This window comes from Paenibacillus sp. KS1, assembly GCF_001680695.1.
Taxonomy (GTDB): Bacteria; Bacillota; Bacilli; order Paenibacillales; family Paenibacillaceae; genus Paenibacillus_B; species Paenibacillus_B suaedae.
The window spans coordinates 32,802-53,356 of sequence record NZ_MAIS01000026.1; the positions used below are offsets into that span (position 1 = coordinate 32,802).

Genomic DNA, 20,555 nt, shown 5'->3' on the forward strand with positions numbered 1-20,555 from the left:
GTGAACGGTTTCAAATACTCATTTTAGTTGCTTTCTATATATTTACACTAAATCATCAAGGAGGTATAATGTCTAAATATAACCATACATAACAAATAAAGTCTGATCCTTGTGTCGAATTTGTCGTCGAAGCATTTGATGAAACGACAGGGTTTAGCAAAAATGAGACGATGAAAAGGGAAAAAGGCACATATTAAGCGTACACAAGACTTACTACAATCACTCTGTAAAGATTAATCGTTGTTTAGGCACGTTAATTTTTCTTAGTGGACATAGTTCTCGTAGGCAATAGTCTATTTTTTTAAAGAAGATAGATTAGTGGCGAAGCTATGCCTTTAGAGTAAAAATGATGGATTAATAAAATATTGTAGACATGGATGAGGAGCGACCTATGAATTCCTGATCCTTTTTTTGTTCTACGATAACGATACATAAGCGCAATAAACAGGTTTACATAGAAAATAGTTCACGGGTTAATAATTGAATTTCAAATCCGGACAGAATCTGAATTATGCCGTCAAAAGGAGAAATAGTATGGGATGGTATGCGCTTTTTGTGGAAACGGGCAGTGAAGACATGGTTCAGAAATGCTTGAAGTCACAATTCGGCCAAGCAGATTTGTATTCATGTGTTCCGAAACGGCTAGTTCCTGAAAAAAGAGATGGGGAATTTCACAGTGTCGTCAAAACATTATTTCCTGGCTATCTATTGATTCATACGAAGATGACTCCGACCATGTATTATGAGCTAAAAAAAATACCGAAGTACTATCGATTGCTCCGCAATTCAACGTTTATGCTAGACAAAGTTAATCGAAGGGCACAGAAGTCAATGGGACCACTCTTAGAAGTGGGACATCCAGACAATAATTGCGACGATTTTTTCAACGAAATAGATGAGGGCGAAATCAGACAGATCCTGCAGCTCATCAATCATGAAAATATTATCGAGTACTCAAACGTTATTGTGGAAGATTCCAAGGTATGTGTTCAATCTGGACCGTTGTATGGCTTAGAAGGGATGATCAAAAAAATTGACAAGAGAAAAAGAAGAGCACAAATTACGATTAGTTTTTCGGGTGGTGAGCGCTTGATTGATGTAGGAATTGAAATCTTGATGCCGGATAGACAACTCCATCACTAAAAAGAAGAGGGGTAATATTTTGTTTATCGAGAATCTTGAACTTTCGAAGCAACAAAAAGAGAAGCAAGAGGAATTTAAAGCTTTTGTTGATTCTGAAGTCGTACCCGTAGCAGCGCATATTGATCAAGAGGAATGTGTGCCGGATTCCATGCTTCAGAAGATAATGGAGAAAGGGTACTGGGGAGCACCGATCCCTGCTGCATACGGTGGGGCTAACATGGACTACATTACTTACGGGTTATGGAATGAAGAGATTGGTCGGGGTTGTGCAAATTTACGGAATATCATTGGTGTTCAAGGGATGGTCACTTCCTCTATTCTACGGTGGGGCTCCCAAGAGCAGAAGCAGTACTGGCTGCCACGGATGAGTTCAGGCGAACTCATGGCTGCATTTGCGATTACAGAATCCCAAATCGGAAGTGATATCAAGAACCTTCAAACGAAAGCTCAACGAGTGGGAGAAGAGTACGTTATAACAGGACAAAAAAACTGGATTACCTTCGCACAAAGAGCGGATGTCTTTTTGGTATTTGCACAATGTGAGGGACAAGCCGTAGCCTTGTTAGTTGAACGAAATACACCGGGCCTAACCATCCGTCCGATAACTGGCATGTTAGGATTCAAAGGATCCATGTTAGCTGAATTGCGTTTTGAAGAATGCAGAGTGCCGACCGACAACTTGGTTGGTAATGTCGGCTTCGGGCTATCACTTGTTGCTAATAACGGCTTAACTCATGGACGGTATAGCACAGCTTGGGGAGCCGTTGGCTTAGCTCAAGCTTGTTTGAATGCGAGCTTAGACTATGTAACGGATAGAAAACAATTTGATCACTATTTGAAAGAGCATCAATTGATTCAACAAATGATTGCTGATATGGTGACCAATACGATCGCTGCAAGGCACCTCTGCTTCAGAGCAGGCCAGTTATGGGACAAGAATGAGGTAACCGCTACCTTTGCTACTTCGTTGGCCAAATATTTTTCTTCTGTCCATGCCTTTAAGGCGGCGAAGGATGCGGTTCAAATACACGGAGCGAACGGTTGCAGCCGCAACTACCCTGTTGAGCGATATATGAGGGATGCCAAGATTATGGAGGTTGTAGAAGGAAGCACTCAGATTCAGCAGGTCTTAATTGCACAGGATGCATTTCATCTATTAAAAAACTGATTTGAAAAATCAATCAGAATAGAAGAAAGGAATGGGTATTACGATGAATAATAGTCATTGCATTCTACTTGATAAACCAATCTCCATTAACCACGCCGAGGAGTTAGAAAGACGGATATTTTTCGTCTCTGCCAACATCCAGCAATTTCAACTGATTAAAGGTGAGAGTACGATTGATGGCATTGAGGTCAGCCTCTTGCCAGGAACCGACCCAGTTGAAATTAAAAATAAACTCATCTCTGTGATCGAAAACGAAATTTTGCTTCAAATGGTGATACCACCACGAGTTGTTTGGGAATCCAATAAAAGCGGGACGAACTTTCAGGATGATGTATTTGATAAATTGCTTGAAAACCAAATGGTTTATGAGATGGGTGAAGGCCAGGTATGCTTCGGAGATAAGCTGATCCTCTTAATGGACTCCTTAGATCGATTGATTAAAGAAATGACGATATCTCAATTTGGGGCAACCGAATACCGCTATCCAACATTAATTTCGGCAAAAGCCTTAGAGAAATGCGGATATTTCAATTCGTTCCCACATTTCTTAATGTTTGTTACGAGGCTTCATAATGATATTGATAATTATCAAGATTTCCTCGATGAGTACAAATCTCACGACAAACTCGATTCCTATTTACTACCCTACTGTCAAAATGTCGACTACTGCTTGCCTCCAACCATGTGTTACCACACCTTTCATCAATTCCAAAATACGCAGCATGCTGAAACCCAAAATCGTGTCGTTACAGCTATCGGAAAATCGTTCCGTTATGAATCCAAGTATCATCGCACATTAGAAAGACTATGGGACTTTTCGATACGTGAAATTGTGTTTATGGGATCCAGAGATTTCGTGTTGGATAGCCGACAAAAATTTATGGAAGCATCGTTTTCTCTGTTTCAAAGATTAGGATTGGAAGGACACTGCGAGATCGCTAGTGATCCATTCTTCTGCAGCCATGATACGGCGGCGAAAATATTTAATCAAAGAATGCAAGAACTCAAATACGAGCTCCGATTAAAGGTTGCATGCGATCGAACCATTGCAGCAGCCTCTTTTAATTTTCACGATCACTTCTTTGGTGAGCAATTTAACATTAAACGTGGTGAAGAAGATTGGGTTTCAACTGGATGTGTTGGTTTCGGTATAGAAAGATTAGCATATGCGTTTATTTGCCAACACGGTTTGGACGAGAAACATTGGGCAAAGATTTTATCGAATGCATGTCCAGAAGCTCTTCTCGCTGAATAAATCGAACGACACGATGAACCTTCGACTGCTTGCCTGTGATGAAGCAACCTATCAAAGCTGTTTTTAAAATTTTATAATTATGGGGGATTGGATGGAGCAACAGCGTCTATTTCAAATCTTAGAACTCGATGGCACATTACGAATTGACAATATGGTAATCAACGAGAAATTGGCCATAGAGATGTACAAGCTTCTTGTATTAAATCGGGTATTTGATCGGAAGCTGGTGAACATGCAGCGAAAGGGCCAAATCGGTACTTATGCTGCGTTCGAAGGGCAGGAGGCAAGTCAAGTTGGAAGCGCTATGGCTCTAATGGAGCAGGATTGGATGTTTCCTACCTATCGAGATCATGCAGCGATGCTGACCTTCGGATATGAGATGGTAAAAATCATTTGGTATTGGATGGGTAGAATTGAGGGGTGTGTCCCACCCGATAACCGAAATATCCTTCCTCCTTATGTCCCGATTGCGACACAGATTCCCCAGGCAGCGGGGGCTGCCTGGGCTAGTAAATATAAGAATGAACGTGCTTGCTCTCTTGTTTACTTTGGCGATGGAGCAACCTCAGAAGGGGATTTTCATGAAGGATTGAATATGGCCTCTGTCTTCAAAGCGCCAGTAGTGTTTTTCTGCCAAAACAATGGCTATGCAATTAGTGTTCCGTTCTCCCGTCAAACTGCCAGTGAAACCATAGCGCAAAAAGCAATCGCTTATCAAATGGAGAATGTTCGGGTTGACGGTAATGATGTATTTGCTGTGTATGTTGCGACCAAAAACGCCTTGGAAGCTGCAAGAAGCGGTAAAGGGCCAACTCTAATAGAAGCGGTAACGTATCGATATGGTCCTCACACGACTGCTGATGACCCAAGCCGCTATCGAAGCACTGAGGAAAGTGAGTCATGGAAATCACGAGATCCAATACTGCGTTTAGAAGTATATTTGCGCAGACAGGGTGTACTGGATCAAGATGTACAAGAAAAAGTTGCTACAGAAGCGGAACGATTAGTGAATGATGGCATTCAATATGCACTCACAATTCCAAAATCGGATCCAGCGATCATGTTTAATCATGTGCTTTCCAATAAACCGTGGAATATTCAAGAGCAGGAGAGCAGTTTCAATCGCTTTATGCAAGAGCATCATCAATAGATTTCACGGAGGGACTGGATATGCAGAGGGACTTGAATCTCGTTCAGGCAATAAATGAGACCTTGGATTTGTTATTGGCCGAAGATGACAAGGTACTTCTCCTAGGACAAGATATCGGTAAAAATGGCGGTGTCTTCCGTGTGACCGAAAACTTGTTTCATAAGTATGGTGATCAGCGCGTAGTAGACACTCCTTTGTCTGAAGCCGGTATAGTAGGTTGTGGAATTGGTTTGGCGTTGAATGGTCTTAAACCCATTGTCGAAATCGAATTTTTGGGATTTATCTATCCTGCCTTAGAACAAATCTTGTCACATCTCTCAAGACTGCGCATGCGGACACAAGGCAAATATGAAGTTCCGTTAATCATAAGAGCTCCCTTTGGGGCTGGGGTACGTGCTCCTGAGCTGCATTCGGAGAGCATTGAGTCTCTTTTTTTCCAATCACCAGGGTTAAAAGTCGTCATACCTAGCAACCCCTATGATGCCAAGGGTCTTCTTATTGCTGCGGCAGAAGGCAATGATCCCGTCATTTTTCTAGAGCCTATGAAAATTTATCGCAGCGTGCGTCATCCTGTACCACAGCATCGATATTCGGTTTCACTTGGTAAGGCGAACGTTATGAAAGAAGGAACTGATATCACAGTTATCTCTTGGGGCTCCATGGTTTGGAATGTGGTTCAAGCGGCGGAGCTGCTTGAGAAGTCCCACGGCATTCGTCTGGAAATTGTGGATCTTCGTACCTTGTATCCGTTTGATATCGAGACGATTCAGGAATCCGTAAGAAAAACGCAGCGGGCCGTGATCGTACACGAGGCTCCATTGACAGGTGGTGTAGGAGCAGAACTTGTCGCTGTGATCCAGGAGCGAATGTTCAGTAATTTGAAATCTCCAGTAAAGCGAATCACGGGATTCGACGTTCCCATCCCTCAATTTTCAACCGAAGATTATTATCTGCCGTCTACCGACAGAATTGTTCATGAAATCGAACAAATGCTAGTTTCACTGGAGAGGTGAGCCGTTATGAAGTATGAATTTTATTTTCCGGAACTTGGTGAAGGACTTTTTGAAGGATATATTGTCGCCTATCTCGTCAAAGAAGGAGAACACGTCGTTGAGGATCAGCCGCTTGTAGAAGTCCAGACGGATAAGGTGACAACGGTGCTTCCTTCACCGGTTGCAGGGGTAATTGACAAACTGCCTTATCATCCTGGAGATGTCGTCACAGTTAACGATGTAATCATTGTCATTGATCACGGGAAGGGGGCAGCGTCAGACGCAGTAAATTTCGAGTGGTTAACAATGGACGCGACGAAGGGAAAGAAGGCTGCATGGAATGATTTTGGTATCAACCTAGGTGCCTATCCGAACGTAGTCGTGGACAATTCGCACGATGATTCGATTGTAACAATGACCTCCATGCGCAAGGAAATAGCGAATATTGTTACCAAATCAGTGCAAACCATTCCTCATGTAACGGTTTATGCAGAGGCGGATATTACAAATCTGCTCATGCATAAGCAAAGATTACAGATGAATCATGGCGTACGCTTCACATTGACACCAATCTTTTTGAAAGCATTATCTCTAACGCTAGGCCAATATCCGTTGTTTAACGCTCATGAGCATAACGGTTCATTGAAGCTCTTTCCAGCTCATAACATTGGGATTGCGGTGGACACGAACGACGGAGTCGTTATTCCTAATATTAAACAGGTGAATGAAAAACCAGTTGATGCATTGGCTGACGAGATTAATGATCTCATCGAGAGAGCAAGGTCAAGAAAATTGTTATTTACAGATTCACGAGAGGGAACAATTACAATTAGTAATGTGGGAGCAATAGGGGGAGGCTTCGCAACGCCAATTATTTTTTATCCCCAAGTTGCTATTGTTGCCTTATATCGTGCGGATAAAAAAGCAGTTGTCACCGAGAATGACGAGATTGTGGTTAGAAAAATGCTTCCGATTACGTTAACGTTCGATCATCGTTTCTTTGATGGTGCAGACGGACTCCGATTCATCAATACCTTTAAGGCTAATCTAGAGAGTCAATATGAAACATATTTAGATGAACTCCATTTTCACAGCGTAACGTCTAATTCCTCATTAAACGAATAATATTTATGGAATGACACCCTTGAATTAGAATACTTTCCCATCCAATCCAACATCCAAGACATTCATTTACATTCATTAGCAAAAGAGACCTAAGGGTGTACCTCACTTGATAAACTTACCGAATATCGCTGACATCTGGAATAGGAACGAAATGTAGTTTGACTTTTTCCATCTCCCTAGGAAATTGGGAAGCGAGTCAAACCCCAAATTCAAAAATATGCTATGAGGAGATGTAAGAAGTGAAAAATCTGATCGAATTCAGAAACGTAACAAAAGAATATAAAGTAGGGGAAGTACCGATCAAGGCTTTGGCCGGTGTTGATTTTTCCATAGCAGAAGGGGAGTTCGTTGTTGTCCTAGGTGCCAGCGGCGCCGGAAAAAGTACAATTCTGAATATCCTTGGCGGCATGGATACGGCTTCAACAGGACAAGTGCTTGTTGGCAATCAAGAAATCACGAAGTTGAACGAAAAAAAATTAACCGAATATCGTGCCGAGAAGGTTGGCTTTGTATTTCAGTTTTATAACTTAATTCCGAATTTGAATGCGCTTGAAAATGTTGAATTTGCCACGGAAGTATGTAAAAACCATCTGGATGCAAAAGATGTGTTATCCAAGGTTGGATTAAAAGACCGCATCAAAAACTTTCCTTCCCAACTATCTGGAGGAGAACAACAACGCGTAGCGATCGCGCGAGCCGTTGCGAAGAATCCGTTGCTCTTACTGTGTGATGAGCCGACAGGGGCATTAGATTATGTGACAGGCAAAGCCGTGTTAAAGCTTCTTCAAGATTTGAACAAGGAAACGAAGAAATGCGTGATCCTGGTCACACATAACTCCGCAATTGCTCCTATGGCGGACAAAATAATAAAGGTAAAGAGCGGGATGATCGAGAGCGTGACGATCAATCAGGACAAACAGAATGTTGAAGGGATCGAGTGGTAATGATGAAGTTATTTCTAAAATTACTCAGAGATATCAAACAATCGATCGGACAATTTCTCGCGTTTGTGTTGGTTATCGCAGTGGGCGCTTTTTTCTATGCAGGTTTGTTCACGTTAAGCGGTAATCTTAGCGATTATACAAAGGCTTACTATACGGCACATAATTTAAGCGATTTGAATGTTTACTACGATCACATATCCAAGCAGGACGTCACTAATTTAAGCGAAAACCAAGGGATTAACAAAATCGAAGCACGGTATACCTTGGATGCAACACAAGTTTTTGAAAATTTGAAGGCTACAATCAAAATTCACTCGATTCCCGCAAATAATGAAATTAACACACCTACAGTCATTGAGGGCCGAATTCCGTCAGGAGCGGATGAGGTCTTGCTCGATTCCCATTATGCTAAAGAGCATAAGTACCAAGTCGGTTCTCAAATTCATCTCAGCGTGAATGACAATCCGATGACATTCACCATTAGCGGCTTGGGCGAAAACGTGGAGTATGTAAAAAAGAACGAGATTCAAGATCATAAATCCTCTGGAGTGGCCTATATAGCTGAAGCGGCAATTCCACGAATCGCAGGCAGCCTAACCTATAATGAAATCTTGGTTGATGCGAAGGAAGGTTACGATATTGACCAATTGGGCCAAACCATTAAAGCGCAATCCACAGAGCTCACCTATGTGAACCAAGTCAGTAAAGAGCGTACATTCGGCTATTCCCAACTGAAGCAAACCATTCATAACAATAACTTGATGAGTAAGGTTATCCCGCTCGTTCTCTTTATTATCGAAGCGATTATTCTATTCCTCACCATGACGCGAATTATTGATTCGCAGCGAAATCAAGTAGGTATCATGAAGGCGCTGGGTATAAAAAACCGAAACATCATGCTCCATTACATGGGCTACCCGGTACTTGTAGGGATTATAGGCTCCATACTAGGCTGCATAGCTGCTTCAAGTATATTTATTCCATTAGTTAAGGTATCCAATGCTAAGGCCTACTCGCTGCCTGACATTGCCTTCTCTATGTCCTTAACTTCCGTGATTCCTCCCATTCTTGTCTCTAGCGCGTTCGGAATCCTGTCCTGTTACTTAAGCGGCAGAGCCATCCTTCGAGAATGTGCAGCTCAGGCAATGCGCCCCAAACCACCTAAGAAGATGAAGAAGCTGCTCGTCGAAAGAATTCCAGGGATCTGGAGTAATATTTCTTATAACTACAAGCTCATCTTGAGAAATATATTTTTAAATAAACCAAAAGCAATCGCCAGCTCAGTTGGCGTGGTGGTGAGCACGGTATTGTTAATTACAGCTTTTGGTACAATGACATCCTTGCAAAAGGTTGCCGACCAAATTGAAAAGGTGAACACCTATGATTTAAGAGTCGATTACACGAAAGAAAGTGCCCCGAAGACGATACAACTCCCCGCGGGCATTAAGAGCAGTTATGATTTATCCAACTTTTCCATGGAATTCATAAAAGGAGACACTAAACAAAATGCTACGTTAATTGTTACAGAGAAAGAAAACAGTCTTATCCACTTCTTCGACGAAAAAGGCAATTCGATCGCTTTGAACGATAACGGTGTGCTGGTACCCCAATCGTATGCCAACAACTATCAGATTGCAGAAGGGGATAGCATTCAAATCAAGTTCACTTCGCCAGAGTTTGCCAACAAAACAGTTGAAATGAAGGTAGTACAAATATCCACCCAGTTTTCGAACCCTTCGTTTTATATTACGCCTTCGTATTTGCAAAGCTTTGGCATCGAATACAAACCAACGTCGCTAGTAGTAGAATCAAGCAGCGCTTCAGACCTTCCTAGCGTTCGTCATTTCTTCGAACAAGATAAACAGGTAGATACGATTGCGGATAAGGCAGACTTGAAGAAATCCGCGCAATATATTTTGAAGCAAAATAGCTTTATTTTCATCATGTTTATTATCAGTGCCATCATACTTTCTTTTGGCGCAATCTATACGATATCCTCCATAAACATTTATGAGCGAAATCGTGAGCTGGCCACATTAAAGGTATTAGGCTATCCGAAGCCCAAAATAAACCGGCTTATCTTCTTCGAGAATATTATCCTTACCACCTTTGCGGTTATTATCGCGTTACCGATTAGTGGCTACATGTATACCCTTGTCGTGAAGGCGTTGTCCAGTGCCCATCAGCAAATTCCGAATCAATTAAACTTATTCGTCATGCTGATAGCGGTTATTCTTGCATTCGTGCTTACTATTCTTTCAAGCTTACTGCTACGGAGAAAAGTATCACGAATCAATATGATTGAATCGTTGAAGAGTGTGGAGTAGTGAAAAAACAGCCTTACGTTCTTTGAGAACTGTAGGCTGTTTTTTTATATGCAGCAAGAGATTCTCAATCGTTAAGAAACCAACCAAGAAGCCAAGAAAGGAATCCTTTAAGGAGGAGATGAGACAAGATGAGTGCAGAAAAATCCTTTACCAAAGCTGAGATTACGGCGTATTTGGCAGAATTAGTGGAAGACATTTTGGATGAAAAAGTGGAGGATTACAACGAACCATTTATCAACTTGGGATTAGTGTCGGTGGACATCCCACTTTTTACAAAAAAAGTGTCCTTGCAATTTGGGCTGGATATCGAAGTTACATCGATTTTTGAGAACTCGAACATCAATCTGTATACGGACTTCTTATACAACGCATTAAACCAATCAGAAACATCTGCATTGAGCAATGAGAACCCGGGCAGGAACTCGGAAGAACCTAATTCCGATGATGATGTTGCAATTGTCGGAATCAGCTGCCGTTTTCCAGGGGGAGCCAATAGTCCTGAGGAATATTGGGACGTGTTAATGAACGGAATTAATGGCATTTGTGATATGCCAGCAGATCGATGGGATGTTGATCGCTATTTTAGCGATAACAAAGAAGAGCCTGGAAAGATGTATTCCAGGAAGGGTGGATTTCTAAACATACCCATTGATCGATTTGACCCGAAATTTTTTAATATGTCACCCAAAGAAGCCAAGTCTCTCGATCCGCAGCAGCGACTGCTGCTGGAACTGACATGGGAGGCATTTGAAAATGGGGGCATCAATATTGCTCAGCATTATGGAAGCAACACGGGGGTATATATCGGAATCGCCGGAGAAGAGTATTCGTTCGGCCACTATAAATCGGGAGATTTAACTAAAATAGATGCCTACTCGCTTACTGGAACAACGTTCAGTACCGCTTGCGGCAGAATCTCCTACACGTTTGGGTTTGAAGGGCCTTCCTTCTGTGTGGACACCGCCTGTTCTTCCTCCCTGACTGCACTTCATTTAGCTAGCAAAGCGATTAAATCTGGTGAGGTAGATACCGCAGTCGTGGGTGCGGTGAATTTGATGATTTCACCTGCCGTTCATGTGTGCTTCTCCAAGCTGGAAGCCATATCTACCGACGGACAAAGTAAAAGTTTCGATGCTGCAGCAAATGGATATGGTCGAGGTGAAGGCGGCGGGGTGTTGATCTTAAAACGCCTGCGTGATGCAAAAAAGGATAACGATAATATTCTTGGTATCGTAAGAGGAACCGCGATCAATCAAGATGGCAAGAGCAATGGATTAACGGCACCGAATGGGTTAGCTCAAGAAAAAGTAATCACGAAAGCACTAAAAGAAGCAAGATTGAATTATTCCGATGTTGATTATATGGAAATGCACGGAACCGGTACTAAGCTTGGTGATCCGATTGAGGTGAAGGCCGTTGTCAATACCTATGGCAAAGATAGAGCTATGGACAATCCGCTTCAGATTGGTTCGGTGAAATCGAATATTGGGCATTTGGAAGCGGCAGCAGGAGTGGCTAGTATTATCAAGGTGCTATTAGCGTTCAAAAATGAGGTTATCCCTGCAAATTTGAACTTTAATGAGCCTAACCCTTTTATTCCTTGGGAGAAATCACCGGTTTCCGTTATTGCTGAAAATACAGCTTGGAAAAGCGAAGGTCGAGTAAGAAGGGGGGGCGTTAACGGTTTTGGCTTCGGAGGCTCCAATGCCCACATCATCTTGGAAGAGCCGCCTAAGAGAGAAGCGCCACAGACAAAAGATACTGATCCTATCACTATCGTAAAAATAGCTGCCAAAAGTGAAAAGGCATTAGTCGAAAATGTGAAAAGCAATCTTGCATATTTGAAGAGAAACCCTCAGATTGCGCTCAACGATTTTGCGTATACCAATAATAAGGCCAAGGCTGATTTTGCTTACAGGCTTACGGTTACGGGTCAGAACCGAGAAGAGTTAGTGAACAGGCTGCAAGCCTACATAGATACGAACAACAAAGCGGGGATCTCCACGAGACATCGTGAACACATCGATATGCATCAGGACACCAAGCTGGTGTTCTTGTTTACGGGACAAGGATCGCAGTACGTCGGCATGGGGAAGGAGTTGTACGAACATAACCCTTCGTTCCAATTGACTTTTGACCAATGTGATCGATTATTTGAGCCGTTTATCAATAAGTCGTTAGTAGAAATGATCTATAGCGATAAATATACCGGGAAAGATATTGCGAGAACCCTCTATGCACAGCCTTTAATCTTTTCAATCGAATATGCATTACTCAAGTTCTGGGAGAGTGTAGGGGTTACTCCTGAAATCGTGCTGGGCCACAGCATAGGGGAATATACTGCAGCAGTTGCCGCTGGCATTCTGACACTTGAGGACGCAGTGAAGCTGGTTGCGCTTCGCGGTCAACTGATGGATTCAGCTCCGGGAGAGGGAGCAATGTCGGCTATTTACACAAGTAAGACTGTGATCGAAGATCTGCTGAGAGGCTATGAGGGTAAGGTGTCTATTGCCCTGCATAATGCAGAAGAGAGTATCGTAATATCCGGAGAGCGGGATGCTGTTGAGGCAATCTCGACGGAAGCAGAGAACAGAAAAGTGAAAGTGAATCGACTGCATGTATCTCATGCATTCCATTCTCACTTAATGATTCCGATATTGGAGCAATTTCGAGATGTTGCGCAGAACGAGGTGGAATTTAGAAGCAGTAGGCTGACCTATATATCGGCCACCCTCGGGAGAGCCGTGGAACAAGATGAAGTATTAGACGCCGACTACTGGACGAATCACATCAAGGATAAAGTCGATTTCTACCATGCATTATCCCAATTACAGGATGCGCAAAACACCATATTCCTCGAAATTGGAGCAAACAACACATTATGCTCGCTTGGCAAGCTCATCCTGAATAAAGAGCATCTGTTGTTGAACTCTCTTGATATGAAGAAAAATGCATGGGAGCAAATCATGCATTGCTTAGGAGAACTGTATTGCCATGGCGTATCGATCCTGTGGGAAGGGCTCGAGACAAGCTTCAATCGTTCATACAATCGAGTAGCATTGCCTGCGTATGTGTTTGATCGGGAAGCTTCTTACTGGATGCAGCCAGTGTGCTCTCATGAGGACAGCATGCCTGCGCTTGCAGGTACTGACTACCATCCGCTTATTGGACAGAGAATCAGCACTCCATATCTAAAGAATAGTGCCTTGTACCAATCTACGTATACAGTAGAGAATCCGTATTTCATGCAGGAACATATTATCTTCGATACCGCGATAGCTCCTGCTGCTGCTCATATGTCTATGCTCATCTCGATTGCTAAGGATTTCCGTAATCCTGCAAGCAGTACGATATCCAATGTGGAATTTCATGCCCCATTAACAGCAATACAAGACGAGATGCGGGTTGTGCAATTCCTTATCGAGGATACTAATCTTGAGCAAATGAAATTTGAACTTGTAAGTACAGATAAGCAGTCACAGCATGAGAATTGGATGACACATTGCAAGGGAAATATTCTCATGTCCCAAGAACAAGAGCGTGAATCAGAGAAGCGTGTGTCGATTGATGAGCTCACAAACAAGTACCCTGAAGTAACATCCGGATACAATGCCTATGATGTAATGAAAAAGTTTGGTTTTCAATTAGGGGACGGCTTTACCCGAATCTCGAAAGTATGGAAGGGTGAAGCTGAAGGACTCTGCTATATCGATCCCAAAAAGGACATTCCAAATGGCAAAGACTACATCGTGTATGCAGGTACGATAGACTCTATCTTCCAATCTATATTCTTTGTATCCGAATTGAGCATGAGAATGGACTCACAAAGAGAGGCGTATGCATTAAAGACCGCTATTCCCATCTCGTTAGGCAAATTGAAATATCACTATAGAGATGCCGAAAGCTATTGGTGCCATATTAAGGTGGATGATTCTCAACAATCCGGCGTAGTGGGCGATATCGATGTCTACAATGAAAAGGGAGAAATCGTCTTTGAAATTGAGAGGTTAATGGCGAAGGTAACGGAGCGGGATACCTTACTCAAAGAAATAAATAATAATGGCGAGCGTCTGCTCTATCAAGTGGAATGGATGGAACAAGCTAGAGCCAGCAAGAATACAAAAGCTGGCGGTAACGAAAAAATGGTACTCATCGGTAATGACCCGGATATCATCGATCGATTCCATGAAAGGTTAAATGGTTATGGAATACCTTCGATTCGAGTCATACAAAGTGATAAATATGTAGAGCATGATGATGATATCTTCTTTGTTTCGTACACCAATAAGCACGACGTAAAGAGGCTGCTGGAAAATATCGCGAGTCGATATGGAAAGGATACGTGCAAGCTTATTTATATAAGTACAGCAGATGAGGCTAAGCTAAATAATCTGACTGCTGACCAATTGAAAGATACCGTTGAAAAGGAATGCAGCGGGTTATTGCATCTCGTTCAATCGATAACTGAATTAAATTACTCCAACAAAATGAAAATCAAGGTAATAACGAATAATGTGCATCAGATAGATGACGCAGTGAAAGGTGCAGCTACATCACTCTATCAAGCTCCGTTATGGGGATTTACCGAAGTTATTCGTCTTGAGCATACGCTGTTATGGGATGGCATTATTGATACAGATACCCATATGCTAAAAAACGAAATAGACGACATTATCAACGAAATCCTACATGGAGAAGAGAAGCAGGTCGTGCTCGGAGAACAGCATAAGAGGTATATTCCTCAGCTGATTAGAAACTCCAAGAGCCGTGCGAATAAAGAGGAGCTTGCGATTCGAATTGATGATGACGCCGCATATTTGATCACAGGCGGCACTGGTTCCATTGGTCAAGTTTACACAGAGTATCTGATCAACAGAGGCGCCAAAAACATCATATTAGTAAGCAGAAGCCAAGCCTCTGGCAAATTGCTTGAAACGATGAACTCGTGGAAGAAAAAGGGAGTGCACATCACCCTTGAACAGGCTGATGTGAGTGACGAGGCTGACGTAATCGCAATGGTACAGAAGTTGAAACAGAACAACCTGACGATTAAAGGTGTCGTTCATGCGGCCGGTATCATTGATGATAAGATGATCAAAGATCAAACCTGGAACAGCTTCGAAAACGCATTCAAGACAAAGGTATGGGGATCCTTCCACCTGCATCATGCATTGCAGGATGAGAGCTTGGATTTCTTTGTGATGATGTCATCTATTTCATCGGTAGTAGGGAATATGGGGCAGGCCAATTATGCGGCGGCCAATTACTTTATGAATAGATTTGCAGCATACAGAAGAAGCCTGGGAATGCCGGCGATGTCGATTTGCTGGGGACCTTGGGAAGAAGCTGGGATGGCGACAAGCAACAGCAATATATTAAAGAACATTGAGAATAAAGGGCTCTATGGAATGTCCAAAGAGCTAGGCAAGAAAATGATTGACAAGGTATTTCATAAGGATCTTGCTTCCATTGTCGTTGTCGATGCAAATTGGGAGCTATTTAGTCAGCGGACTGGTGTGGATGAAGTGACAGCGTTTTTAAGCAACTTCATCACGAACAATCATTCGCGAGGAACACAAGGTGAACAATCGGCGGCAAAAGAAGATGTCATCGCCAAGCTCCATGAATTAAGTGAAACGGAGAGATCCGAGTATCTATTATCCTTGCTGCATAAAGCTGCAGCTGACATTATCGGATTTCAGGATATCAATCAGTTATCGGTTGATAGTTCCTTTACCGAACAAGGAGTAGATTCCTTAATGATCTTCTCCTTAAGAAATGAAATAAAGGCACTGTTGGATCTGCAAGTCGACATTTCTGTCTTCTTCAATTATCCATCCTTACGGAAATTGAATGGCTATTTAGTAACCGAAGCTATGAGCTTTGAAGAGACAGAACAGAATGGCAGCAACGCAACCAATAATGAAGAATCCGTCGAGGATATTTTGTCCGAGATCAACTCCCTGCTTAATTAACGACGATAATTTACCTGTTACTTCGTACTTCGGAGGAGAACGTACCCATGAAATTGTTCTGTTTACCATTCGCAGGCGGCTCCAAGCGTGCGTACTCGAACTGGAGTAAACTCGCAAATCGCGCTATAGATATTGAAGCCATCGAAATAAAGGGAAGGGGGGAGAGATTCGGTCAAGACTTCTATGAGGATATGACAGAAGCAGTCGACGATATTTACTCTTTAATAAAAGATAAAATTCAGAAAGACGAGTATGCGCTATATGGACATAGCATGGGAACGCTTCTGGCCTACGAACTGTACTATAAAGTTACTGCAGAAGGACAACGGAAGCCAGCGCATATTTTTTTCTCAGGCAGGCAATCACCCATTGTGAAAAATAACATGTATGTCAGTTCCACGATGCCTGACGATGAGTTTATTGCAAAAATCATTGCCTTGGGAGGCACCCATGAAGAGCTCTCGCAGAGCAAAGAATTAATGAGGTTTTATCTTCCTATATTAAAAAATGACATCAGAATCATGGAAAACTACGAGTTTCAGCAAAGAGCAGAGAAAATTAAATGTGACATCTCCGTATTTATTGGGCTTGAAGATAGGATTGATGGCAAGCAAGAGATTGAATGGGATGACTTATGCGAACAAAGGATCAAGTTCTATCATTTTATGGGGGATCATTTTTTTATTAACGATCATACCAGTACAATCGTGAATATTATGGAGGGCGAATTATTGCCTGAAAAATGAGGGTGGTCATGAGCAAGTTAACGGATAACAAGCGGGCATTTCTTTTTCAGGGTGTTGGAGCGGACTATCGGGAGCTCTTGGGCATGTTGGAAGAAGGCCAGCTTCATGCCTTGAAGGATTACTGCTACACGGTAAATAAGGAGATTGGAATCGATTTGCTCGGCTATCTGTTCCACTCTCAGCATATCGAATGCGACAGGATGTTCTACGATTGGATTACGATTTATACATGTGATTATCTTGTGTATCATCAATATGTCGATTCAGGCATAAAGCCTGCCATTATGGCTGGTTATAGTATGGGCTTAATTACGGCTATGGCTTGTGGCAAGTCCATTTCTTTTGCCGACGGACTGCGAATGCTTCAAACGATTTATGAATACCCCAAAAGCTTTGCTATTCCATGCAGTATGGGGGTAATCGTTGGGAAGACGTACAATGAGGTTCACGATCTCATCGCCCGAGGAACGTCGGAACATGACGTATATATGGCTAGCGAGAACAACGATACGTGTCTGGTTGTTTCAGGAATTAAGGACAGCGTTGATCGGGTACTGAGACTCGCTGAGCAAGAGGGAGCAATCAAGGCTTCAACCATCAATGCTCCCTATGCGTTTCATTCACCGTATGCAGCAGAAGGCATTGACAGGTTCGTGCATCTTGTCGAGGAGATTTCGATTTGTGATGGCGATATCCCGATATTATCCGTATTTTCGCAGACTGCCATCCAAAGCGCTTCTGATTTAAAGAATGAACTCATCAAAAATATGACAAGCCCAATGAACTGGAATGCCTCCATCCTCACATTAGGTCAGTGGGGGATTGAAAGTTTTGTTGAAGTTAGCTTGGAGGATTCCCTTACAAAAATATCAAGACTCATCAATTTGGATGCTGAATTTTTAACGTATAAAAAGTTCATGCGATTGAAAATGCCAAGCAAGTAAAAATACTATTCAATGAGGTGTATCACGATGGAAGAAATCAAAAACAGAACAAGAGCATTTTTGAGCCAGTTTATTAAGAAGAAAGAACTGCAGGATCAAGATGATATTTTCGCGACTGGAGATGTCAACTCTCTCTTTGCTATGCAGCTGGTGATGTTCATTGAGAAGGAGTTCGGCATTGGCATTGATAACACAGATTTGAATTTGAACAACTTCCGGTCTATTGAAGCCATTTCTACGTTCGTCGCGAGCAAAAGTGCTGCAGTAAGTCAATGATTATAAGAACATAGGAAATGAGGCTGGAAGCAGTTAACCGTTCTCGCTCTCTTTTCTGACTTTTCTCTACGGCACTTGGTTTATTGGATGGATTGAGTCCTGCTCAAGAGCACTTCTTGGCTGTCGAGTCGGGATAGTATTGATAGCTTCTGTGCAGGACTCGAAACCATGTATGTTTGTGAGCTTTGAATCTAAAAATCGCGTTAAGGTATAACGATTCCAGCTCGTTCTATGCCTTAAACGATGCGAAGGGGATGGGTGTAAACATGAAGGTGATTGGAGTCATTGGTGCAGGCGTTATGGGAACTGGCGTTGCGCATAATTTTGCATTAGCCGGGTATGACGTAGTACTTGTTGATATTTCCGAAGACATTCTTACGAGAGCTAAAGAGAAAATTGCCAACAACATTCGTTTTCAAGGCTTATACAACAAAGATTTCGCGGCGGAGAAGCCGGAAACCATTCTGAATCGAATCTCCTTTACTATGGATTATGACCTATTACAAGATGCAGACTATATCATTGAGAACGTGCCGGAGAAGTGGGAGATCAAGAGAGACGTATATCTAAAGCTTGATCGAATCTGCCCCGATCATTGTATTTTTTCTGTTAATACTTCCTGTATTTCGATTACCAAGGTTGCTGCCCTTACGAACAGGCCAACACAGGTCATTGGTTCACATTATATGAATCCAGTCATCATGAAACCAGTGGTTGAAGTGATCAAAGGATACCATACTTCGGAGGAGACCATTGAAGCTACTGTTCATCTTCTCTCGACCTTGAATAAAGAAGCGATCATCGTTAACGACTTACCAGGCTTTGTGTCTAACCGTATTTCCCATTTGTTTATGAATGAGGCTGCATTCGTGGTTCAGGATCAGGTTGCAAATCCGAAAGATGTAGACGATGTATTCAAAAAATGCTTTGGACACAAAATGGGCCCGCTTGAAACCGCTGATTTAATCGGTCTGGATACCGTTGTGCAATCACTGGACATTTTATACGAGAGCTACCAGGATTCAAAATTCCGTTGCTGTCCGCTTCTTCGTAAAATGGTTGAAGCCGGAACACTTGGAAGGAAGAGTGGACAAGGATTCTACTCTTACCCAGTGTACGAAGGCAGTTTCGTAAAAGCATAATCAAACAAGTGTTGGACAAGGGAATCGTGTTCGGAGGGCGAGTGGATTATCACCCCAAACTGAGCGCGATTCTTTTGTTTTAGCTCTCGACAGGAGGAAACATGGAGAATACAAGCGAACCTAAAAAGCGGTTGTGGTCGATGAATTTCTTTCTACTCTGGCAAGGACAGCTGGTTTCTGCGCTAGGCGATTCCATCTATGAAATTGCCTTAACCTTCTGGGTACTGTACGAAACCGGTTCACCAGGTTTGATGGGGGCATTACTGGCGACATCGTTGCTGCCCAAAGTTCTCATATCACCCTTTGCAGGTGTCATTGTAGATCGAACAGACAGAAGAAAAATGATCCTTTTAATGGACTTCATACGAGGGGTATGTATTCTGTTCGTCGGCATTGCAGCCATATTGGGATATCTCGAAATTTGGATGGCTTTTGTTGCGGGGATTATTCTCGGCACGTGCGCTGCATTTTTTAATCCTGCAGTGACCTCAACGATCCCTGATATTGTTCCCTCTTCTCAGATTGTACAAGCTAGCGCCAATTTAAGTATGTTGCGTGCCATTTCTCAAATCATAGGGCCTTCATCTGGCGGTCTGCTGTATTCTCTCATAGGCGCACCCATTTTATTTTTATGTAATGGTATTTCTTATATCATTTCATTTATTCTCGCATTTTTCATGAAGGTTCCGAAGTCAACCAGTCAGGATCAACAATTCAACTTCTGGCAGGATATGAAGGATGGATTTAGGTATGTCTGGAAAATGAAAGGGCTAAGAGACTTAATTGTTCTAGCTGGTTTTTTGAATTTTTTTGCAACGATAAGCATTGTATTGCTTGCACCAATGTTTAAAAATGCAGAGAACCTAGGTGAAGTTAAATACGGGCTCGCCATGGCCATCTTTACATTAGGTATGCTTGCGGGAATGATATTTACTTCCGTATTTCGGATCAAGCCTGACCACAAAAGTATGGTACTAACCGTATCAGGATTACTGGCAGGGATTGTTTTCTCCATCGCAGTCATGATGAATAACTTTATTATCATGGCTATTTTGTTATTTATCGGCGGCATTTTCAACGCAATTGTAAATGTACTGATCGAATCAACGGTGCAATTAACTGTTTCTCAGGAAATGAGAGGCAAGGTATCCTCGCTTAAGGGAACTCTTACGATGGGACTTGCACCGCTGGCGATGTTTATTGGAGGTATATTAGGCGAATTTTTCCCAATAAGATACATTGTATTTACAGGCTTCATGGCAATGACCGTATTGTTTATCCCTTTATTTTTCTTAAAATCCTTTAAGGCTTTTATTCAATACAATCCGGAAAAGCAAAAAATTGGAGCGTAATTTCGAGAGGAAAAGG

The 20,555-nt window shown here is 42.4% G+C and carries 14 protein-coding genes; all 14 read left to right on the plus strand.

Annotated elements, in window-relative coordinates; translation table 11 throughout:
• Positions 1–534 precede the first annotated feature (534 nt).
• The 14 genes from loaP to BBG47_RS11130 all read left to right on the plus strand — a co-directional run bounded on the left by loaP (position 535) and on the right by BBG47_RS11130 (position 20,539).
• Positions 535–1,143, plus strand: a complete 609-nt coding sequence (gene loaP, locus BBG47_RS11065; protein WP_065291754.1) for an antiterminator LoaP — start codon at positions 535–537, stop codon at positions 1,141–1,143.
• A gap of 19 nt (positions 1,144–1,162) precedes the next feature.
• Complete coding sequence (locus tag BBG47_RS11070) at positions 1,163–2,311, plus strand: acyl-CoA dehydrogenase family protein (RefSeq protein WP_251485314.1); 1,149 nt, start codon at positions 1,163–1,165, stop codon at positions 2,309–2,311.
• 31 nt (positions 2,312–2,342) lie between these two features.
• Entirely contained in the window at positions 2,343–3,566 is a 1,224-nt protein-coding gene (locus BBG47_RS11075) for a class-II aminoacyl-tRNA synthetase family protein (RefSeq protein WP_065291755.1), read from the plus strand.
• Positions 3,567–3,657: 91 nt separating this feature from the next.
• Positions 3,658–4,716, plus strand: coding sequence for a pyruvate dehydrogenase (acetyl-transferring) E1 component subunit alpha (gene pdhA, locus BBG47_RS11080; RefSeq protein ID WP_065291756.1), 1,059 nt, complete (start codon positions 3,658–3,660; stop codon positions 4,714–4,716).
• Between the two features lie 20 nt (positions 4,717–4,736).
• A complete protein-coding gene (locus BBG47_RS11085; protein ID WP_065291757.1) occupies positions 4,737–5,729 on the plus strand; it encodes an alpha-ketoacid dehydrogenase subunit beta in 993 nt (330 codons plus the stop codon).
• Positions 5,730–5,735: 6 nt separating this feature from the next.
• Complete coding sequence (locus BBG47_RS11090) at positions 5,736–6,833, plus strand: dihydrolipoamide acetyltransferase family protein (protein ID WP_065291758.1); 1,098 nt, start codon at positions 5,736–5,738, stop codon at positions 6,831–6,833.
• Between the two features lie 239 nt (positions 6,834–7,072).
• Positions 7,073–7,777 (plus strand): ABC transporter ATP-binding protein, encoded by a 705-nt coding sequence (locus BBG47_RS11095; RefSeq protein WP_065291759.1) that lies wholly within the window; start codon positions 7,073–7,075, stop codon positions 7,775–7,777.
• Positions 7,778–7,779: 2 nt separating this feature from the next.
• Positions 7,780–10,104, plus strand: a complete 2,325-nt coding sequence (locus BBG47_RS11100; RefSeq protein WP_065291769.1) for an ABC transporter permease — start codon at positions 7,780–7,782, stop codon at positions 10,102–10,104.
• Positions 10,105–10,232: 128 nt separating this feature from the next.
• Positions 10,233–16,079 (plus strand): type I polyketide synthase, encoded by a 5,847-nt coding sequence (locus tag BBG47_RS11105; protein WP_065291760.1) that lies wholly within the window; start codon positions 10,233–10,235, stop codon positions 16,077–16,079.
• 47 nt (positions 16,080–16,126) lie between these two features.
• Positions 16,127–16,825 carry a thioesterase II family protein gene (locus tag BBG47_RS11110; protein WP_065291761.1) on the plus strand — a complete coding sequence of 233 codons (699 nt, stop codon included), beginning with the start codon at positions 16,127–16,129 and terminating at the stop codon, positions 16,823–16,825.
• 8 nt (positions 16,826–16,833) lie between these two features.
• Complete coding sequence (locus BBG47_RS11115) at positions 16,834–17,769, plus strand: ACP S-malonyltransferase (protein WP_175400513.1); 936 nt, start codon at positions 16,834–16,836, stop codon at positions 17,767–17,769.
• Positions 17,770–17,796: 27 nt separating this feature from the next.
• Positions 17,797–18,045, plus strand: a complete 249-nt coding sequence (locus BBG47_RS11120) for an acyl carrier protein (protein WP_028532981.1) — start codon at positions 17,797–17,799, stop codon at positions 18,043–18,045.
• 266 nt (positions 18,046–18,311) lie between these two features.
• Positions 18,312–19,187, plus strand: coding sequence for a 3-hydroxyacyl-CoA dehydrogenase family protein (locus BBG47_RS11125; protein ID WP_083189228.1), 876 nt, complete (start codon positions 18,312–18,314; stop codon positions 19,185–19,187).
• Positions 19,188–19,288: 101 nt separating this feature from the next.
• Positions 19,289–20,539: an MFS transporter gene (locus tag BBG47_RS11130; protein ID WP_065291763.1), complete on the plus strand. Its 1,251-nt coding sequence runs from the start codon at positions 19,289–19,291 to the stop codon at positions 20,537–20,539.
• The last annotated feature ends 16 nt before the right edge of the window (positions 20,540–20,555 follow it).

Coding starts and splice junctions, on each gene's coding strand:
- loaP (WP_065291754.1), top strand. CDS start 535: ATGGGATGGTATGCGCTTTTTGTGGAAACGGGCAGTGAAGACATGGTT.
- BBG47_RS11110 (WP_065291761.1), top strand. CDS start 16,127: ATGAAATTGTTCTGTTTACCATTCGCAGGCGGCTCCAAGCGTGCGTAC.
- BBG47_RS11090 (WP_065291758.1), top strand. CDS start 5,736: ATGAAGTATGAATTTTATTTTCCGGAACTTGGTGAAGGACTTTTTGAA.
- BBG47_RS11105 (WP_065291760.1), top strand. CDS start 10,233: ATGAGTGCAGAAAAATCCTTTACCAAAGCTGAGATTACGGCGTATTTG.
- BBG47_RS11100 (WP_065291769.1), top strand. CDS start 7,780: ATGAAGTTATTTCTAAAATTACTCAGAGATATCAAACAATCGATCGGA.
- BBG47_RS11130 (WP_065291763.1), top strand. CDS start 19,289: ATGGAGAATACAAGCGAACCTAAAAAGCGGTTGTGGTCGATGAATTTC.
- BBG47_RS11120 (WP_028532981.1), top strand. CDS start 17,797: ATGGAAGAAATCAAAAACAGAACAAGAGCATTTTTGAGCCAGTTTATT.
- BBG47_RS11115 (WP_175400513.1), top strand. CDS start 16,834: ATGAGCAAGTTAACGGATAACAAGCGGGCATTTCTTTTTCAGGGTGTT.
- BBG47_RS11125 (WP_083189228.1), top strand. CDS start 18,312: ATGAAGGTGATTGGAGTCATTGGTGCAGGCGTTATGGGAACTGGCGTT.
- pdhA (WP_065291756.1), top strand. CDS start 3,658: ATGGAGCAACAGCGTCTATTTCAAATCTTAGAACTCGATGGCACATTA.
- BBG47_RS11085 (WP_065291757.1), top strand. CDS start 4,737: ATGCAGAGGGACTTGAATCTCGTTCAGGCAATAAATGAGACCTTGGAT.
- BBG47_RS11075 (WP_065291755.1), top strand. CDS start 2,343: ATGGGTATTACGATGAATAATAGTCATTGCATTCTACTTGATAAACCA.